The sequence below is a fragment of the Staphylococcus sp. FSL K6-0223 genome, from assembly GCF_038008285.1.
The window spans coordinates 104,518-123,523 of the sequence record NZ_JBBOYX010000002.1; the positions used below are offsets into that span (position 1 = coordinate 104,518).

General features: G+C 32.7%; 14 protein-coding genes. 13 read left to right on the forward strand and 1 reads right to left on the reverse strand.

Translation table 11 applies throughout. The features are described 5' to 3' along the window. Positions 1 to 220 precede the first annotated feature (220 nt). From MHI13_RS11540 to pyk, 5 genes are all read left to right on the forward strand, one after another. Positions 221 to 1,450 carry an NAD(P)-dependent malic enzyme gene (locus MHI13_RS11540; RefSeq protein WP_047796378.1) on the forward strand — a complete coding sequence of 410 codons (1,230 nt, stop codon included), beginning with the start codon at positions 221 to 223 and terminating at the stop codon, positions 1,448 to 1,450. A gap of 106 nt (positions 1,451 to 1,556) precedes the next feature. Then, entirely contained in the window at positions 1,557 to 2,414 is an 858-nt protein-coding gene (gene accD / locus MHI13_RS11545) for an acetyl-CoA carboxylase, carboxyltransferase subunit beta (protein WP_002434776.1), read from the forward strand. Next, positions 2,414 to 3,358, forward strand: a complete 945-nt coding sequence (locus MHI13_RS11550) for an acetyl-CoA carboxylase carboxyltransferase subunit alpha (protein ID WP_002434660.1) — start codon at positions 2,414 to 2,416, stop codon at positions 3,356 to 3,358. Before accD ends, MHI13_RS11550 begins: the two co-directional genes overlap by 1 nt. 178 nt (positions 3,359 to 3,536) lie before the next feature. Next, complete coding sequence (gene pfkA, locus MHI13_RS11555) at positions 3,537 to 4,505, forward strand: 6-phosphofructokinase (RefSeq protein ID WP_002434701.1); 969 nt, start codon at positions 3,537 to 3,539, stop codon at positions 4,503 to 4,505. A 19-nt stretch (positions 4,506 to 4,524) separates the two neighbouring features. Further along, positions 4,525 to 6,282 (forward strand): pyruvate kinase, encoded by a 1,758-nt coding sequence (gene pyk / locus MHI13_RS11560; RefSeq protein ID WP_002434667.1) that lies wholly within the window; start codon positions 4,525 to 4,527, stop codon positions 6,280 to 6,282. A 132-nt stretch (positions 6,283 to 6,414) separates the two neighbouring features. Here the strand turns inward: pyk and MHI13_RS11565 are convergent, their stop codons facing one another. After that, positions 6,415 to 7,770, reverse strand: coding sequence for an amino acid permease (locus tag MHI13_RS11565; RefSeq protein ID WP_002434764.1), 1,356 nt, complete (start codon positions 7,768 to 7,770; stop codon positions 6,415 to 6,417). Between the two features lie 348 nt (positions 7,771 to 8,118). Between MHI13_RS11565 and MHI13_RS11570 the strand changes: the two genes are divergently transcribed. From MHI13_RS11570 to gap, 8 genes are all read left to right on the forward strand, one after another. Beyond that, entirely contained in the window at positions 8,119 to 9,237 is a 1,119-nt protein-coding gene (locus tag MHI13_RS11570; protein ID WP_002434679.1) for a citrate synthase, read from the forward strand. Between the two features lie 54 nt (positions 9,238 to 9,291). Beyond that, positions 9,292 to 10,560 (forward strand): NADP-dependent isocitrate dehydrogenase, encoded by a 1,269-nt coding sequence (gene icd / locus MHI13_RS11575; protein WP_002434778.1) that lies wholly within the window; start codon positions 9,292 to 9,294, stop codon positions 10,558 to 10,560. A 282-nt stretch (positions 10,561 to 10,842) separates the two neighbouring features. Beyond that, positions 10,843 to 11,553 (forward strand): response regulator transcription factor, encoded by a 711-nt coding sequence (locus tag MHI13_RS11580; protein ID WP_002434702.1) that lies wholly within the window; start codon positions 10,843 to 10,845, stop codon positions 11,551 to 11,553. Beyond that, a complete protein-coding gene (pnpS, locus tag MHI13_RS11585) occupies positions 11,553 to 13,250 on the forward strand; it encodes a two-component system histidine kinase PnpS (protein ID WP_002434749.1) in 1,698 nt (565 codons plus the stop codon). Before MHI13_RS11580 ends, pnpS begins: the two co-directional genes overlap by 1 nt. A 292-nt stretch (positions 13,251 to 13,542) precedes the next feature. Further along, positions 13,543 to 16,173, forward strand: coding sequence for a DNA polymerase I (polA, locus tag MHI13_RS11590; protein WP_340761085.1), 2,631 nt, complete (start codon positions 13,543 to 13,545; stop codon positions 16,171 to 16,173). A gap of 15 nt (positions 16,174 to 16,188) precedes the next feature. Then, complete coding sequence (gene mutM / locus MHI13_RS11595) at positions 16,189 to 17,061, forward strand: bifunctional DNA-formamidopyrimidine glycosylase/DNA-(apurinic or apyrimidinic site) lyase (RefSeq protein ID WP_002436128.1); 873 nt, start codon at positions 16,189 to 16,191, stop codon at positions 17,059 to 17,061. 15 nt (positions 17,062 to 17,076) lie between these two features. Further along, a complete protein-coding gene (gene coaE / locus MHI13_RS11600) occupies positions 17,077 to 17,676 on the forward strand; it encodes a dephospho-CoA kinase (RefSeq protein WP_002436006.1) in 600 nt (199 codons plus the stop codon). Between the two features lie 196 nt (positions 17,677 to 17,872). Then, positions 17,873 to 18,898 (forward strand): type I glyceraldehyde-3-phosphate dehydrogenase, encoded by a 1,026-nt coding sequence (gap, locus tag MHI13_RS11605; RefSeq protein WP_002436117.1) that lies wholly within the window; start codon positions 17,873 to 17,875, stop codon positions 18,896 to 18,898. Positions 18,899 to 19,006: the final 108 nt, after the last annotated feature.

Genomic DNA, 19,006 nt, shown 5'->3' on the forward strand with positions numbered 1-19,006 from the left:
ATCGGAAGAAAAAATAATTTTAATAAATAAGAATAGTATCACGAAGAATTATTTAAATTAACGTATTCATTTACATATGAGATGCGTTTCTAACTATTCTTAAAATGAAGTATATTGGGTTTTTAAATATTAGAAATACTAGATTCAACATTCACGATTTTTATCTAATAAGTACAGTTATTTTTTAACTTTAAAATTATTTAAAATAGGGGTTGATTTCATGTCTTTAAGAGACGATGCATTAGAGATGCACAAAGAGAATCAAGGTAAATTAGAAATTACACCAAATATAAAAGTAACTAATAAAGAAGAGCTTAGTTTAGCTTATTCACCTGGTGTTGCTGAACCTTGTAAGGAGATTCATGAAGATTCAAGAAAAGTTTATGATTATACAATAAAGGCAAACACAGTAGCAGTGGTAACTGATGGGACTGCTGTTCTTGGTTTAGGTAATATTGGAGCAGAAGCTAGCATTCCTGTTATGGAAGGTAAAGCGGTATTGTTTAAAAGCTTTGCTGGTATCAACGGCGTACCTATTGCATTAGATACGACAGACACTGATGAAATTGTTAATACTGTGAAATTACTACAACCTAATTATGGTGGTATTAATCTTGAAGATATTTCAGCACCGAGATGTTTTGAAATAGAAGAAACATTGAAAAAAGAAACTAATATCCCAGTATTCCATGACGATCAACATGGTACAGCAATTGTTACTATGGCTGGTTTAATCAATGCTTTGAGAATTGTTGATAAAGATTTATCAGATATTAAAGTTGTACTAAACGGAGCTGGAGCTGCTGGAATTGCTATTGTAAAACTTTTATATTCTTACGGTGTTAGAGACATGATTATGTGCGACTCTAAAGGAGCTATTTATGAAGGTCGACAACATGGTATGAATGATACTAAAGCTTATGTTGCTAACTGGACAAACAAAGATAAAATCGATGGTTCTTTAGAAGAAGTTATTAAAGATGCGGATGTATTTATTGGTGTATCTGTAGCAGACTTATTAACTAAAGATATGGTTAAGAGCATGGCAGATGATCCAATTATCTTTGCTATGGCAAATCCTAACCCTGAAATCAAACCTGATGATGCTAAAGAAGCAGGTGCTAAAGTCATTGGTACAGGACGTTCAGATTTTCCTAACCAGATTAACAATGTCTTAGCTTTCCCTGGTATTTTTAGAGGTGCATTAGATGTTGAAGCAACTCACATCAATGAAGATATGAAAAAAGCAGCTGTAGAAGCAATTGCAGACTTAATTGAAGAGGATGAACTTAATCCTGATTATTGTATTCCTGGACCTTTTGATAAAAGAGTTGCGCCATCTGTTGCTAGAAGCGTAGCCAAAGCTGCTATGGAATCAGGGGTTGCAAGAATCGAAGTTAACCCTCAAGATATTTATGATAAAACAATGAAAGTGACAGATTTAAAATAATTTTGAAGTTGATTTCTATGCTGGTTAGAATATAGTTTATTCATGAGCATATTGAATCAGGAAATTTAAAAAATGGTAGTAACAGAGGTTATTTGGAGGTTTACCAATGTTTAAAGATTTTTTTAATCGAAGTAAGAAAAAGAAATATTTAACAGTTCAAGATTCTAAACAAAATGATGTGCCAGCTGGGATTATGACTAAATGCCCAAAGTGTAAAAAAATTATGTACACTAAAGAATTAGCTGAAAATCTAAATGTGTGCTTCAATTGTGATCACCACATCGCACTCACTGCACATAAGAGAATTGAAGCTATTTCAGATGAAGGGACATTTGTAGAATTCGACAAGGGCATGACCTCTGCGAATCCATTAGATTTCCCTGGCTACATTGAAAAGGTAGAGAAAGATCAACAAAAGACAGGATTAAATGAAGCTGTAGTTACTGGTACTTCTGAACTTGATGGTATTAAATATGGAGTGGCCGTAATGGATGCCCGTTTTAGAATGGGAAGCATGGGATCAGTAGTAGGTGAAAAAATCTGCAGAATTATAGATTACTGTACTGAACACCGTCTACCATTTATTCTCTTTTCAGCAAGTGGTGGTGCCAGAATGCAAGAAGGCATTATTTCACTTATGCAAATGGGAAAAACAAGTGTATCACTTAAACGTCATTCTGATGCAGGCTTATTATATATCTCATATATAACTAACCCGACAACTGGAGGGGTTTCAGCAAGTTTTGCTTCAGTAGGAGATATTAATTTAAGTGAACCTAAAGCGCTTATAGGTTTTGCTGGTAGACGTGTCATTGAACAAACTATTAATGAAAAGTTACCTGATGACTTCCAAACGGCTGAATTTTTATTAGAGCATGGTCAATTAGACAAAGTTATTCATCGTAAAGATATGAAAGAAACGCTTTCTAATATCTTAAATATCCATCAAGAGGTGAGTAAATAATGTTAGATTTTGAAAAGCCACTTTTTGAAATAAGAAATAAAATTGAATCGTTAAAAGAATCTCAAGAGAAAAATGAAGTTGATCTACAAGAAGAAATAGATATGCTTGAAGCGTCGCTTGAGAGAGAAACTAAAAAAGTTTATACCAATTTGAAGCCTTGGGATCGTGTACAGATTGCCCGCTTACAAGAGCGTCCAACTACTTTGGATTATATACCTTATATTTTCGACTCATTTATTGAGCTTCATGGAGATAGAAATTATAGAGATGACCCTGCCATGATTGGTGGAATTGGTTATCTAAACGGACAAGCTGTCACTGTAGTCGGCCAGCAACGTGGTAAAGATACAAAAGATAACATTTATCGTAATTTTGGAATGGCTCATCCAGAGGGATACCGTAAAGCTCTTCGTTTAATGAAACAAGCTGAAAAGTTTAACCGTCCGATCTTTACTTTTATTGATACAAAAGGTGCTTATCCAGGTAAAGCAGCTGAAGAACGTGGTCAGAGTGAATCAATAGCTAAAAATCTAATTGAAATGGCATCACTGACAGTTCCTGTTATCGCAATCGTTATTGGTGAAGGCGGTAGTGGTGGTGCGCTTGGTATAGGTATATCTAATAAAGTACTTATGCTTGAGAATAGTACTTATTCAGTTATTTCACCTGAAGGCGCTGCTGCTTTACTTTGGAAAGATAGTAATTTAGCTAAAATTGCTGCTGAAACTATGAAAATTACAGCTAATGATCTTAAAGGTTTAAATATTGTTGATGAAGTGATTAATGAACCTTTAGGTGGTGCTCATAAAGATATAGAATCACAAGCTTCAACAATTAAAGAAGTTTTTGTGAAACATCTAAATGAATTGAACCAAAAATCTGGTGAAGATTTAGCTAATGATCGTTTCGAGAAATTTAGACACATAGGATCAGTTGTAGAATAAATTATTAAGAGTTAATTGTCTTGATTTAAAGGCTATTAGCTCTTTTTTATGATTTTAGAAAAAATTCATTATTTAAAACGTTTACATCCGTTGAAAGGCTTTCTTTTGATGGAACAGTAAAATAAATTGTGGTAATTTAGAGTTAAAGATAAATCTAGTTAAAGAAAGGTATGTCGTCATGAAAAAAATTGCAGTTTTAACTAGCGGTGGAGATTCACCAGGTATGAATGCTGCAGTTCGAGCAGTCGTTCGTACAGCAATTTACAATAATATTGAAGTTTATGGGATTTATCATGGTTACCAAGGTTTACTTGACGATGATATTCACAAGCTTGAATTAGGCTCTGTAGGGGATACAATTCAACGTGGAGGTACGTTCCTATTTTCAGCTAGGTGCCCTCAATTTAAAGAAGAAGATGTGCGTAAGAAAGGTATTGAAAACCTTCGTAAACGTGGTATTGAAGGCTTAGTTGTCATTGGGGGCGACGGTAGTTATCGCGGTGCTCAACGTATTAGTGAAGAATGTAAGGAAATTCAAACTATTGGAATACCTGGTACTATTGATAATGATATTAATGGTACAGATTTCACTATAGGTTTTGACACTGCTTTGAATACAATTATTGAATCGGTCGATAAAATTAGAGATACTGCATCAAGTCATGCTCGTACTTTTATAGTAGAAGTTATGGGTCGAGACTGTGGTGATTTAGCGTTATGGGCAGGATTGTCTGTTGGCGCAGAGACGATTGTAGTACCCGAAGTTCATACAGACATTAAAGATGTTGCAGAAAAGATTGAACAGGGTATAAAAAGAGGTAAGAAACATTCTATCGTTATGGTCGCTGAAGGATGTATGAGTGGCCAAGAATGTGCTGATGAATTAATGAAATACATCAATATTGATACTCGAGTATCAGTTTTAGGTCATATTCAGCGTGGAGGAAGCCCTTCTGGAGCTGACCGTGTGTTGGCTTCAAGGTTAGGTGGACACGCTGTAGAATTACTTAAACAAGGTGAAACTGCTAAAGGTGTGGGTATTAAAAATAATCAATTAACTGCTACACCATTTGATGATATCTTTGGAGAAAGTAATCATAAATTTGATAAAGATATGTATCAATTAGCTAAAGAATTATCAATATAAATTATGGGAGGATTATATAATGAGAAAGACTAAAATTGTATGTACTATAGGACCAGCTTCTGAATCGGAAGAAATGCTTGAAAAATTAATTAACGCGGGTATGAACGTTGCGCGTTTAAACTTCTCTCATGGTAGTCATGAAGAACATAAAGCAAGAATTGATACAATTCGTAAAGTTGCTAAACGCTTAGATAAAACTGTTGCACTATTATTAGATACTAAAGGGCCAGAAATTCGTACGCATAATATGAAAGATGGCGTTATTGAATTAGAAAAAGGTAAAGAAGTTATTGTAAGTATGAATGAAGTTGAAGGTACTCCTGAGAAATTCTCGGTTACTTATGAAGACTTAATTAACGATGTAAATGAAGGTTCTTATATCTTATTAGATGACGGTTTAGTTGAACTACAAGTTAAAGAAATTAATAAAGATAAAGGCGAAGTTAAATGTGATATCTTAAATACAGGAGAATTAAAAAATAAAAAAGGTGTTAACTTACCAGGAGTAAAAGTTAATTTACCAGGTATCACTGATAAAGATGCTGATGATATCCGCTTTGGTATCAAAGAAAATGTTGATTTTATCGCAGCAAGTTTCGTAAGACGTCCTAGTGATGTTTTAGATATTCGCCAAATTCTTGAAGAAGAAAAAGCTCATATCACAATTTTCCCTAAAATTGAAAACCAAGAAGGTATCGATAATATTGACGAAATATTAGAAGTTTCTGATGGTTTAATGGTTGCTCGTGGTGACATGGGTGTTGAAATACCACCAGAAAAAGTACCTATGGTTCAAAAAGATTTAATTAGAAAATGTAATAAATTAGGTAAACCAGTTATTACTGCAACTCAAATGTTAGATTCAATGCAACGTAATCCTCGTGCAACTCGTGCGGAAGCAAGTGACGTTGCTAATGCCATTTATGATGGTACTGATGCAGTTATGTTATCAGGTGAAACTGCAGCGGGATTATACCCAGAAGAAGCAGTTAAAACGATGAGAAATATCGCAGTTTCAGCTGAAGCAGCGCAAGATTATAAAAAATTATTATCTGACCGTACTAAGTTAGTTGAAACATCTCTTGTTAATGCCATTGGTGTTTCTGTAGCACATACAGCGCTTAATTTAAATGTTAAAGCAATTGTTGCTGCAACAGAGAGTGGATCAACTGCACGTACGATTTCAAAATATCGTCCACACTCTGATATTATCGCTGTTACTCCTAGTGAAGAAACTGCACGTCAATGTGCGATTGTTTGGGGCGTTAATCCTGTAGTTAAAGAAGGACGTAAAAACACTGATGCATTACTCAATAATGCAGTAGCAACTGCAGTTGAGACTGGTAGAGTTTCTAATGGAGACTTAATCATTATTACTGCAGGTGTACCTACTGGTGAAAAAGGTACAACAAACATGATGAAAATTCACTTAGTAGGTGATGAAATTGCTCGTGGCCAAGGCGTAGGTCGTGGATCAGTAGTAGGCCATGCTATTGTTGCTGATAGTGCAAGTGACTTAGAGGGTAAAGATTTATCTGATAAAGTCATTGTTACTAACTCTGTTGATGAAACATTAGTACCTTATGTCGAAAATGCTATTGGTTTAATTACTGAAGAGAACGGTATCACTTCACCAAGTGCAATCGTTGGTTTAGAAAAAGGTATTCCAACAGTAGTTGGTGTTGAGAAAGCTACTAAAGAAATTAAGAACGATATGTTAGTTACTGTTGATGCAGCTCAAGGAAAAATCTTTGAAGGCTATGCTAACGTACTATAATTTAAATGTAATTTTACATGACTGAGGCATTATTTATAATGTCTCAGTTTTTGTGTTTTAAAACTTGAATGGTGATAAAAAAAATACCAGCGTTAGACATTTCAATTCTAACGCTGGTATTAATTATTATTGTTACGCGTGTTTGCTTACCTTTTTGTATCGTAAGTACATGAGACCTAAAATAATAAACCAAATAGGTGTTAAATAGATAGCTCTTCTAGTATCGACATTTACAAATAATAAGCCGAAGACAAAAATGAAGAAAACTAATATTGCATATCCCATATATAGACCACCAGGTAATTTATAAGTTGCCTTTTTATGTAACTCTGGATTATTTCTACTGTAATTGATATAAGCAATAATAATCAATGCCCATACAACTAAAAATAGTACAGTTGAAATAGTTGTAACATAAGTAAATACCTTAGTAGCGTCAGGGAAAATATAATTTAACAACGCTGCAATTAGCAATAATGCTGATGAAGCTATAATAGCTGTGTGTGGTACACCGTTTTTGTTCGTTTTAGAGAAGGCTGGTGGAGCTTGTTCTTGATTAGATAGTCCGTACAGCATTCTACTATTTGAAAAGATACCACTATTACATGATGATGCAGCAGCAGTTAAAACCACAAAGTTAATTATTCCAGCTGCAAATGGTACTCCAATTAAAGCGAATAATTTAACGAAAGGGCTGTTATCTGGATCAACTTTGTACCAAGGAATGATTGACATAATTACTGCTAATGCCCCAACATAGAAAATTAATATTCTAATAGGTACACTATTGATTGCCTTTGGTATAGTTTGTTCAGGATCTTTCGTCTCTCCAGCAGTAACACCAATCATTTCGATTCCTACGAATGAAAATAGTGCCATCTGGAATGACATGAAGAACCCTGAAGCCCCTTTAGGGAATATTCCATGGTTGTATAAATTAGTTAAACTTGTATGTCCGAATTGTGTTTTGAAAGCAAAAAGAATCATGACAATACCTACAACGATTAAAGCAATAATCGTGGCAATTTTAATGATTGCAAACCAAAATTCTAATTCACCAAATAATTTGGCGCTTAGTAGGTTAAATGACATTAAAATTAATACACAAAATAAAGCACTAATCCAGTTAGGTATTTCAGGGAACCAAAAACTAACATATTTAGCTACCGCTGTAACTTCAGCCATACCAGTAATAATCCAACATAACCAATATGTCCACCCTGTAATAAATCCAGCAAATGGTCCTATGTATTTATTAGTAACATCCGCAAATGATTTAAAATTAGTGTTTTGAATAATAATTTCTCCCAATCCACGCATAAACATGAATAACATAAATCCTATAATGATATAGGTAAGCAATATTGAGGGACCCGTCATTGCAATTGTTTGACCGGCACCAAGGAATAACCCCGTTCCTATAGCGCCTCCAATGGCGATTAATTGAACATGACGATTGCTCAATTCTCTTTGTAAATTTTCAGCCATAAGACATCTCCCTTACTATAAGATATTTATATTATGCACTTATAAGGCTATTTATACAATTCTTTTCGCAAAAAAGTGTGAAAATTCACTAAAATGTATATTTATATTTTGTAATCATTCTTGATAACTAAACGAAAACATCACAATATTTTTGAAATTTGATGAGTTATATACTATGTAAAGTTTAATTTCACGCTCTTTTAAAGATGTTAACATACATTAAGGTCAAGCTAATATACCATTTTTACATGTTTAAAGTTATTTATAATGTTTCACAAATTGTTTGAATTTAGCTATAATACTAGGTGAAAGCCATTTCATAAAGAAATAGTAAAGGGGAAATTTATCATGGCAGAATTACAAAGAGGTTTAGAAGGGGTTATTGCAGCTGAAACTAAGATCAGCTCAATAATTGATAGTCAATTAACATATGCGGGCTATGATATTGATGATCTCGCAGAAAATGCCCAATTCGAAGAAATTATTTTCTTACTTTGGAATTATAGACTTCCAAATAAAGAAGAATTAAAAGAATTGAAAGAAAAATTATTTGAGTTTATGACTCTAAACGAAAGAGTTTATAAACACTTTGAAGAGTATGTAACTGATGATGTTCATCCTATGACAGCGTTACGTACATCTGTATCTTATATTGCTCATTTCGATCCAGATGCTGAAGATGAATCTGAAGATAAAAAGTATGAAAGAGCAATTCGTATTCAAGCAAAAATTGCTTCATTAGTTACGGCTTTCGCAAGAGTAAGAGAAGGGAAAGAACCTGTTAAACCTAATTCAGAATTAAGTTATGCAGCGAACTTCTTATACATGTTAAGAGGCGAACTTCCAACTGACATTGAAGTTGAAGCATTCAATAAAGCTTTAATTTTACATGCCGATCATGAATTAAACGCATCTGCATTCACTGCTCGTTGTGCTGTTTCATCACTCTCTGATATGTATTCAGGTATTGTTGCTGCTGTAGGTTCATTAAAAGGGCCTCTACACGGTGGTGCAAATGAACGTGTAATGGCAATGTTAAAAGAAGTAGGTAGTACTGATAATGTTGATAGTTACCTTGATGAGAGATTCGCTAATAAAGATAAAGTAATGGGCTTTGGTCACCGTGTATATAAAGATGGTGATCCACGTGCTAAATATTTACGTGAAATGAGCCGTAAAATTACTGAAGAAACTGGTCAAAGCGAATTATTTGATATTTCATTAGCTATTGAAAAGCGTATGAAAGATGAAAAAGGCTTAATTCCAAATGTTGATTTCTTCAGTGCAACTGTTTATCACAGTATGAACATTCCTCATGATTTATTTACACCAATCTTTGCAGTAAGTCGTACTTCTGGTTGGATTGCTCATATATTAGAACAATATCGAGACAACAGAATTATGAGACCAAGAGCTCAATATATTGGTGAGAAAGATCGTAAATATGTTCCTATTGAAGAAAGATAATAAAATAACATATAGTATTTAGTGAAAGTTTAAATATACTTGGAGGTTAGATTTATGTCAGCAGAAAAAATTACTCAAACTAATGAAGGTTTAAATGTACCAAACGAACCAATTATTCCATTTATTATTGGTGATGGAATTGGACCAGATATTTGGAAAGCTGCAAGTCGCGTTATTGATGCAGCAGTAGAAAAAGCTTACAACGGCGAAAAACGTATTGAATGGAAAGAAGTTTTAGCTGGACAAAAAGCTTATGATGAAACAGGAGAATGGTTACCTCAAGAAACTTTAGACACGATTAAAGAATATTTAATCGCTGTTAAAGGACCTTTAACTACGCCAATTGGTGGCGGGATCCGTTCACTAAATGTTGCTTTAAGACAAGAATTAGATTTATTTACTTGCTTACGTCCTGTTCGTTGGTTCCAAGGTGTACCATCTCCAGTTAAACGTCCTGAAGATGTAGATATGGTTATTTTCCGTGAAAACACTGAAGATATCTACGCAGGTATTGAATTTAAAGAAGGAACTTCAGAAGTTAAAAAAGTAATTGATTTCTTACAAAATGAGATGGGAGCTACTAACATCCGCTTCCCAGAAACTTCAGGTATTGGTATTAAACCTGTATCTAAAGAAGGTACAGAACGTCTTGTTAGAGCAGCTATTCAATATGCTTTAGATAACAATCGTAAATCTGTGACTTTAGTGCATAAAGGTAACATTATGAAATTCACTGAAGGTTCATTCAAACAATGGGGTTATGACTTAGCTCATAATGAATTTGGTGATAGAGTATTTACTTGGCAACAATATGATGAAATTGTTGAAAAAGAAGGTAAAGATGCAGCAAATGAAGCTCAAGATAAAGCTGAAAAAGAAGGCAAAATTATTATCAAAGATTCAATTGCTGATATCTTCTTACAACAAATCTTAACTCGTCCAGCTGAACATGATGTAGTAGCAACTATGAACTTAAATGGTGACTACATTTCAGATGCTTTAGCTGCACAAGTTGGCGGTATTGGTATCGCTCCAGGTGCTAATATTAACTACGAAACAGGCCACGCTATCTTTGAAGCAACTCATGGTACAGCTCCAAAATACGCTGGATTAAATAAAGTTAATCCATCATCAGAAATTTTAAGTTCAGTTCTAATGTTAGAACACTTAGGTTGGCAAGAAGCTGCTGATAAAATCACTGATTCAATTGAAGCAACTATCGCTTCTAAAATTGTAACTTACGATTTTGCTCGTTTAATGGATGGCGCTGAAGAAGTTTCAACTTCAGAGTTCGCTGACGAGTTAATTAAAAACTTAAAGTAAACTAAATTAGAGTTAAAAATAAATAAGATACTAATCTTTGTTGGGTTGGCGAAAGCCAACCCTTTTTTAAAGATTATGTAAAAATGTAAGTTATCATTATCTTTTTACTTCAAAAGATGATAGGTTAATTAATGTTAAGACAATATTAAACAAATATTTTCTTAATATATGTGCAAATATATTTGTTTTGTTAAGTTTATGTAAAATTGATGTGTAGCTATGTTATTTTTATTTGAACTTCAGTTATAATGAAATTGTAATAACAAAATAGGGAGGCACACCATGTCACAAAAAGTATTAGTGGTTGATGATGAACAATCAATCGTGACCTTACTAAAGTATAATTTAGAAACAGCAGGATACATAGTTGAAGTCGCGTATGACGGCGAGGAAGCATTAAAAAAGGTTGAAGAAGAGCAACCTGAACTTATTGTATTGGACGTCATGTTACCTAAGAAGGATGGTATTGAGGTGTGTAAATCAATTCGATCTGACAAAAATTTAGTACCTATTTTAATGTTAACCGCAAAAGATGATGAGTTCGATCGTGTTTTAGGACTTGAACTAGGTGCTGACGATTACATGACAAAGCCATTTTCACCTAGAGAAGTGGTTGCAAGAGTTAAGGCTATTTTAAGACGTTCTAAGTTTGTTAATGAAATTGAGAAAGAGGACACAGATGAGGAAGACATCATCATCGACTCAATTCGTATACGTCCTGAATTCTTTGAAGTATATAAAGATGAAGAATTATTAGAGTTAACTCCTAAAGAATTCGAATTATTATTATACTTAATTGAAAGACAAGGCCGTGTCATTACACGAGAGCATATGCTCAATTCAGTTTGGAATTATGAATTTGCTGGCGACTCTCGAATCGTCGATGTACATATTAGTCATTTAAGAGATAAATTGGAAGAGAATCCAAAACAACCTAAATTAATTAAAACAGTGCGAGGATTAGGTTATAAATTGGAGAGACCTAAAGCTTAATGCTAAAGTTTCATCATCGTCTATTATTATTAATTAGTACTATAACAATAATTAGTTTTATTGGTTTAGGTGCAATTATTCACAACACAATTTATCAAACTTTAACTAGCAATCAAATCAATGAATTAAGAAATGAAGCACATAATTATGTCAATTTACTAAATCATAAAAAAGGTGAAGAGATTGACAACCTTGCTGATAATCAACAAAATATCGTTGTTATAAAAAACGAAGCTGATGAACACATCATTTTTTCATCAGGTGATAGTAAAAAGATAGATAGTAGAATTGATAATGCAGCAAATCCTTCTAACTTAATTACTAAAAAAACTAATATCGGTACGCGCTATACTTTTAAAGATAATATAGGTAACAAAACCGTATACATAAGTGGAATTAATGATGAAATCATAGATTTACAAAGAGAAATGTGGAAATACCTTTCTATAATAGGCGTCATAGTGTTATTCACAGTTTATTTAGCTAGTAGAAGTATCAATCGAACATACATAAGACCTATTAATGAAGTGACGTATGCAACATCATTATTGGCAGATGGTTATTATCATGTTCGTGTTCCTGAAAGTAATGTTAAGGAAACACGAGCACTTTTTGTAACAACGAATGAGCTAGCCAGAAGATTGCAGAAATTGAACAATAGTCAAAAAATACAATCAAATCGTTTGAAAACAACACTTGAGAATATTCCAAGTTCTGTTTTAATGATTGATAAACATGGCGAAATAGTTGTTGCGAACCATGCTTACTATGAAGTATTTAGTCCGGATCAACAGGTTGAAAATAAGAATTATATTGGTTTTATAGATGATAGTATTGAGAAGCTAATAATAGAAAGCTTTAGAACTGAGAAGGTAATCTATGATCAAATTGAAGTAGACATTAATAATGTACATACTAAATACTTTGATGTATCATGTGTCCCAATTTTGTCCAAATCTAAGAAGAAATTACAAGGTATGGTTGTCGTACTTCATGATATTACTAACCTTCAAAAATTAGAAAATCTTAGAAGAGAGTTTGTGGCTAATGTGTCACATGAATTGAAAACACCAATTACTTCTATTAAAGGTTTTGCAGAGACACTTATTGAAGGTGCTAAAAATGATGAACAATCTCTTGATATGTTCTTGAACATCATTTTGAAAGAATCTAATAGAATAGAATCGTTAGTTATGGATTTATTGGATTTATCGCATATCGAACAACAAACCGAGATTGAAACGAACTATATGAATTTATCTGAATTAGCTTATAATACGATTGATAACTTGCAGACTCAAGCTATAAATAAAAATATTGAAATTCAACCTGAAATTGAAAAAGATGTCATTATAGAAGCACATGAAAATAAAATTGCTCAAGTTATTACTAACTTACTTTCAAATGCGATTAATTATTCTCTTGAGGATAATAAGGTTATTGTACGAGTATTTAGAGAGGGCAAAAAGGTTAATTTAGAAATTCAAGATTTCGGAATTGGTATTAGCGCCAAGGATCAAAAACATATCTTTGAACGTTTCTACAGAGTAGATAAAGCGAGAAGTAGAGATTCTGGCGGTACAGGTTTAGGTTTATCAATAACTAAACATATTGTCGAAGCCCATAACGGACGAATCAACATAAATAGTAGACTTGGAGAAGGTTCGACCTTCAAAGTTACTTTTATAGATGAATAATTTGAGAAACTGCAATGTCATTTTTGACATTGCAGTTTCTTCTTTTGAAAAGCTTTTTGTTGTATACATTTAACTTTATGTTAGAAGTCTTAAATTCGTTAAGCGTAAAAAAGAGGAACACATTAGCTAAAGACTAATGCGTAAGTGGTACTAAGTATTTCAATGTTCAATTATGCTAGTAAAGGATTACATTTGCTGATGCAAATGCACTAAGGAACGCTAAACTCTATATTCGTTAAGCGTTCCTATGTATGCTAAAATGTATGTAAATCAGTTCTGGAGGTTACGTATTTTGGATAAATTAGTGTTAATAGATGGTAACAGTTTAAGCTTTAGAGCGTTTTATGCTTTACCATTACTTTCTAATAAAGCTGGTATTCATACAAATGCTATATATGGCTTTGCGATGTTGCTTGAGAAAATTATTAAAGAAGAACAACCCAATCACTTTTTAGTTGCATTTGATGCTGGTAAAACTACTTTCAGACATTCTAAGTACAGTGAATATAAAGGTGGACGTCAAAAAACACCACCAGAATTAAGTGAACAATTTCCTTATATTCGTCAATTATTAGATGCTTATCACATTAAACACTATGAATTAGAAAATTATGAAGCGGATGACATTATTGGCACGCTAAGTAAAAAAGCTGATAAGGCTGGTTTCGAAACGATTATTATTACAGGGGATCGAGATTTAACACAATTAGCTACTGATAATGTCACAATTTATTACACTAAGAAAGGTGTGACAGATGTAGATCACTACACGCCAAGTTTTATAGCTGAAAAATATGATGGGCTAGAACCGAAGCAAATTATTGATATGAAAGGCCTCATGGGAGATACTTCAGATAATATTCCAGGGGTTGCTGGCGTTGGTGAGAAGACTGCAATCAAACTTCTTAAACAATTTACTTCTGTAGAAGGTGTTTATGAACATATTGATGATGTCACAGCTAAAAAATTAAAAGAAAAACTCGTGAATAGTAAAGATGATGCCTTGATGAGTAAAGACTTAGCTACAATTAATGTTGAAAGTCCCATTGAGGTTAATCTAAATGATACAAAATTAGAAAATCAAGATGATAATACTAACAAAATAGAATTGTTTAAAAAGCTTGAATTTAAACAATTATTGGCAGATATTGATGAAGAAGCTAATAACGATGTAGTTAACGAAAAGACCTTTGAAATTGAATCGGATTTTCAACATATCAACTTTGAAAGTCTAGAGCATGCAATTATTCATTTTGAATTAGAGGGCACAAATTATCTTAAAGATAATATCCTAAAATTCGGATTTTATGCTGATGATTCACATGTGGTCATTAATGCTGAAGATATTAAGCAATATCAAGATTTAGTCCAATGGTTAGAAGATAAAAATACGACTAAAACTGTATACGATGCAAAAAAAACTTATGTGGCTGCGCATCGTTTAAATATTGATATTCAAAATGTGCAGTTTGATGTAATGTTGTCTAGTTATATTATTGATCCTTCTCGTTCAATAGATGATGTAAAATCTGTAGTTTCACTTTATGGACAGAATTATGTTAAAGATAATGTGTCAGTTTACGGTAAGGGGAAAAAACATCAAGTTCCTGAAGAAGAAGTATTAAATAAACATGTAGCTTCCATCACAGAGGCAATTGCTAACTCTAAACCTGAAATGGAGGCTCAATTAAAAGAGTATAATCAAGTTGAGTTACTCAAAGATTTAGAATTACCACTTGCTAAAATTTTAAGTGAAATGGAAGAAATTGGTATTTATACTGATGTTGAAGACTTAAAACAAATGGAGAACGAAATCCAAGAAAAATTAGATGTTTTAATTAAAAACATTCATGAAGCTGCAGGAGAAGAATTTAATATTAATTCTCCTAAACAATTAGGAGTAGTTTTATTTGAAACGCTAAAACTACCTGTTATCAAGAAAACTAAGACAGGCTATTCAACAGCAGTAGACGTATTAGAACAATTGCAGGGAGAGCATCCAATTATTGAACATATATTGGAGTATAGACAATTGTCAAAATTACAATCAACTTATGTTGAAGGATTACAAAAAGTGATTAGTAAAGATCAGAGAATTCACACACGTTTTAATCAAACGTTAGCACAAACAGGTAGACTTTCAAGTGTAGATCCAAACTTACAGAATATACCTATTCGTTTAGAAGAAGGAAGAAAAATTAGAAAAGCCTTTAAACCTACAGATAAGGATAGCGTAATCTTATCGGCTGACTATTCACAAATAGAGTTACGTGTGCTTGCACATATTACTCAAGATGAAAGTTTGAAAGAGGCATTTATTAATGGTAACGATATTCATACTGCGACAGCTATGAAAGTATTTAACGTAGAAGCTAATGAAGTAGATAGTTTAATGCGTAGACAAGCCAAAGCAGTAAACTTTGGTATTGTGTATGGAATTAGCGATTATGGCTTAAGTCAAAGTTTAGGAATTACACGTAAAAAAGCGAAAGCTTTTATAGATGATTACTTAGCTAGTTTTCCTGGTGTAAAACAATACATGTCTGACATTGTTAAAGATGCTAGAGCAGAAGGATATGTTGAAACACTTCTACATCGTCGTCGTTACATTCCAGATATTACAAGTCGTAATTTCAACTTAAGAAGTTTTGCAGAAAGAACAGCAATGAATACCCCGATACAAGGTAGCGCAGCAGATATTATTAAATTAGCTATGGTTAAGTTTTATGAAAAAGTTAAAGATACTAATTATCACGCGACATTATTATTGCAAGTTCATGATGAATTGATTTTCGAGTTGCCTAAATCTGAAGTCGAAGATTTTAGTAAGTTTGTTGAAGAAATTATGGAACAAGCTCTAGATTTAGATGTACCTCTAAAGGTAGATTCAAGTTATGGACCAACATGGTATGACGCTAAATAAGGAAAGGATTAAAATATGCCAGAATTACCAGAAGTTGAACATGTTAAAAGAGGTATAGAACCTTTTGTAATAAATGAAAAAATTGATAAAGTTATTTTTTCAGAGAAGGTAATCGAAGGTAAAAATAATCAAAGAGAAACAATTATAAAAGGTATAGAGTTAGATAGTTTTAAAAAATTAACTGAAGGTTATGTTATATCTGAAGTTCTTAGGCGTAGTAAGTACATCGTTTTTCATATTGAAAAAGACAATGATCATAGAATTTTGATAAGTCATTTAGGTATGGCAGGAGGATTTTTTGTAGTAGATGATTTAGAAGAAATTGGAACGCCAAATTACCGTAAACATTGGCAAGTGATTTTCGAACTCAACAATGGTAAAAAATTAGTTTACTCAGATATTAGACGTTTTGGAGAAATTAGAAATATTGCCAATTATGAAAGTTATCCTCCTTTTCTAGAAATAGCTCCAGAACCATTTGATAAAGAAGCAATGATACATTATCTAAGTTGTTTTGATATTAATAAATACGCTAATAAACCTATTAAACAGATGATTTTAGATCATAAAGTAATTGCTGGTGCTGGTAATATTTATGCTTGTGAAGCACTTTATAGAACTGGTATTCGACCTGATAAAATTGCTAACTCATTGAGTCATCAACAAAAAGAGATGTTATTTTATTATGTTCGAGAAGTTCTTGAAGAGGGTATTAAATACGGTGGAACAAGTATTTCTGATTATCGCCATGCTGACGGTAAAACCGGAGAAATGCAATTGCATTTAAATGTTTATAAACAGAAATATTGTAAAACATGTGGGCATGAAATAGAAACAAAAGTGATTGCCACTAGAAATAGTCATTTTTGCCCAAATTGTCAGAAATAAAGGAAGCGTGAAAATATGCCAAAGATTATTGGACTAACAGGTGGAATCGCAACTGGTAAATCAACAGTCTCAGAATTATTAACTGCTTATGGATTTAAGGTTGTTGATGCGGATGTTGCATCTCGAAAAGCTGTTAAGAAGGGTTCAAAAGGATTAGATCAAATAAGAGAGAAATTTGGTCAAGAAGCTATTGACGACAATGGTGAGATGAATCGTAAATATGTTGGAGAACTTGTCTTTAATAATCCAGAACAACGAATAGAACTTAATAAAATAGTTCATCCTATTGTTAGAGAAATAATGGAAGAAGAGAAGAATCACTACCTAAATGAGGGATACAATGTCATTATGGATATTCCTTTATTATTTGAAAATGATTTACAAGATACTGTGGATGAAGTTTGGGTAGTTTACACTTCTGAAAGTATTCAAATTGAACGTTTAATGGAAAGAAATGATTTATCACAAGAAGATGCTAAGGCACGTGTGTATAGTCAAATATCTATTGATAAGAAAAGTAGAATGGCGGATCATGTCATAGACAATCTAGGTGATAAACTTGAATTAAAACAAAATTTACAACAACTTCTTGAAAAAGAAGGTTATATCGATTAATAAAGTTAGCGTACACAAAGCATTGTTTTGTGTACGCTTTTTATTTTTATATGTTAAATAATAAGTATAACTTATTTAAAATGATAGATAAAAGTTCGAACATGAGTATAAGGAAACGCTTTCAAAAGACAGATAATATGTTATACTAATTTCATAAAGTATAACATATAAATAAATGTTCAAGGGGTGCTTTTTAATGTCAACGAATATCGCGATTAATGGAATGGGTAGAATTGGAAGAATGGTGCTACGTATAGCTTTAAAAAACGAAAACTTAAATGTAGTAGCGATTAATGCAAGTTATCCTTCTGAAACTATTGCACATTTAATTAATTATGATACAACTCATGGTACATATGATAAAAAAGTTGAAGCAACAGAAAATGGTATTAAAGTAGATAATCATGAAATTAAACTTGTTTCTGATAGAAATCCAGAAAATTTACCATGGAATGAATTAGATATTGACATTGTTATTGAAGCTACTGGTAAATTTAATCATGGAGACAAAGCCATTGCTCATATTAATGCAGGTGCAAAGAAAGTATTACTCACAGGCCCTTCAAAAGGTGGAGAGGTACAAATGATTGTTAAAGGTGTTAATGATGACAAACTTGATATTAATCAATACGATATCTTTAGTAATGCTTCATGTACTACCAATTGTATCGGTCCAGTTGCAAAGGTCTTGAATGATAAGTTTGGCATTGTAAATGGTTTAATGACAACTGTTCATGCCATTACTAACGATCAAAAAAATATTGATAATCCTCATAAGGATTTACGTAGAGCACGTTCTTGCAATGAAAGTATTATTCCAACTTCAACTGGTGCCGCTAAAGCGCTTAAAGAAGTGTTACCAGAAGTTGAAGGGAAACTTCATGGAATGGCTTTACGTGTTCCTACTAAGAATGTCTCACTTGTTGATTTAGTCGTTGATTTAGAAAAGAATGTCACTGCTGAAGAAGTAAATGAAGCATTTAGACAATCGGACTTAGATGGCATTTTAGATGTTGAAGATGCACCTTTAGTATCAGTAGACTTTAATACGAATCCTAATTCTGCAGTTTTAGATTCTCAATCTACTATGGTTATGGGTGAGAATAAAGTAAAAGTAATTGCTTGGTATGATAATGAATGGGGTTACTCTAATCGTGTTGTAGAAGTAGCTGAACAAATTGGAGAACTGATTGAGAAAGAGGCCACTGTTAAAGCAGTATAATTAAAAAACAGTATAAGACATGTAATTATAAGCTGTCGACAAAGTATGAACAATCATAAAGTTAGTATTCATCTAACTCATATTGGTTGATCTTTATCCTTTGTTGAC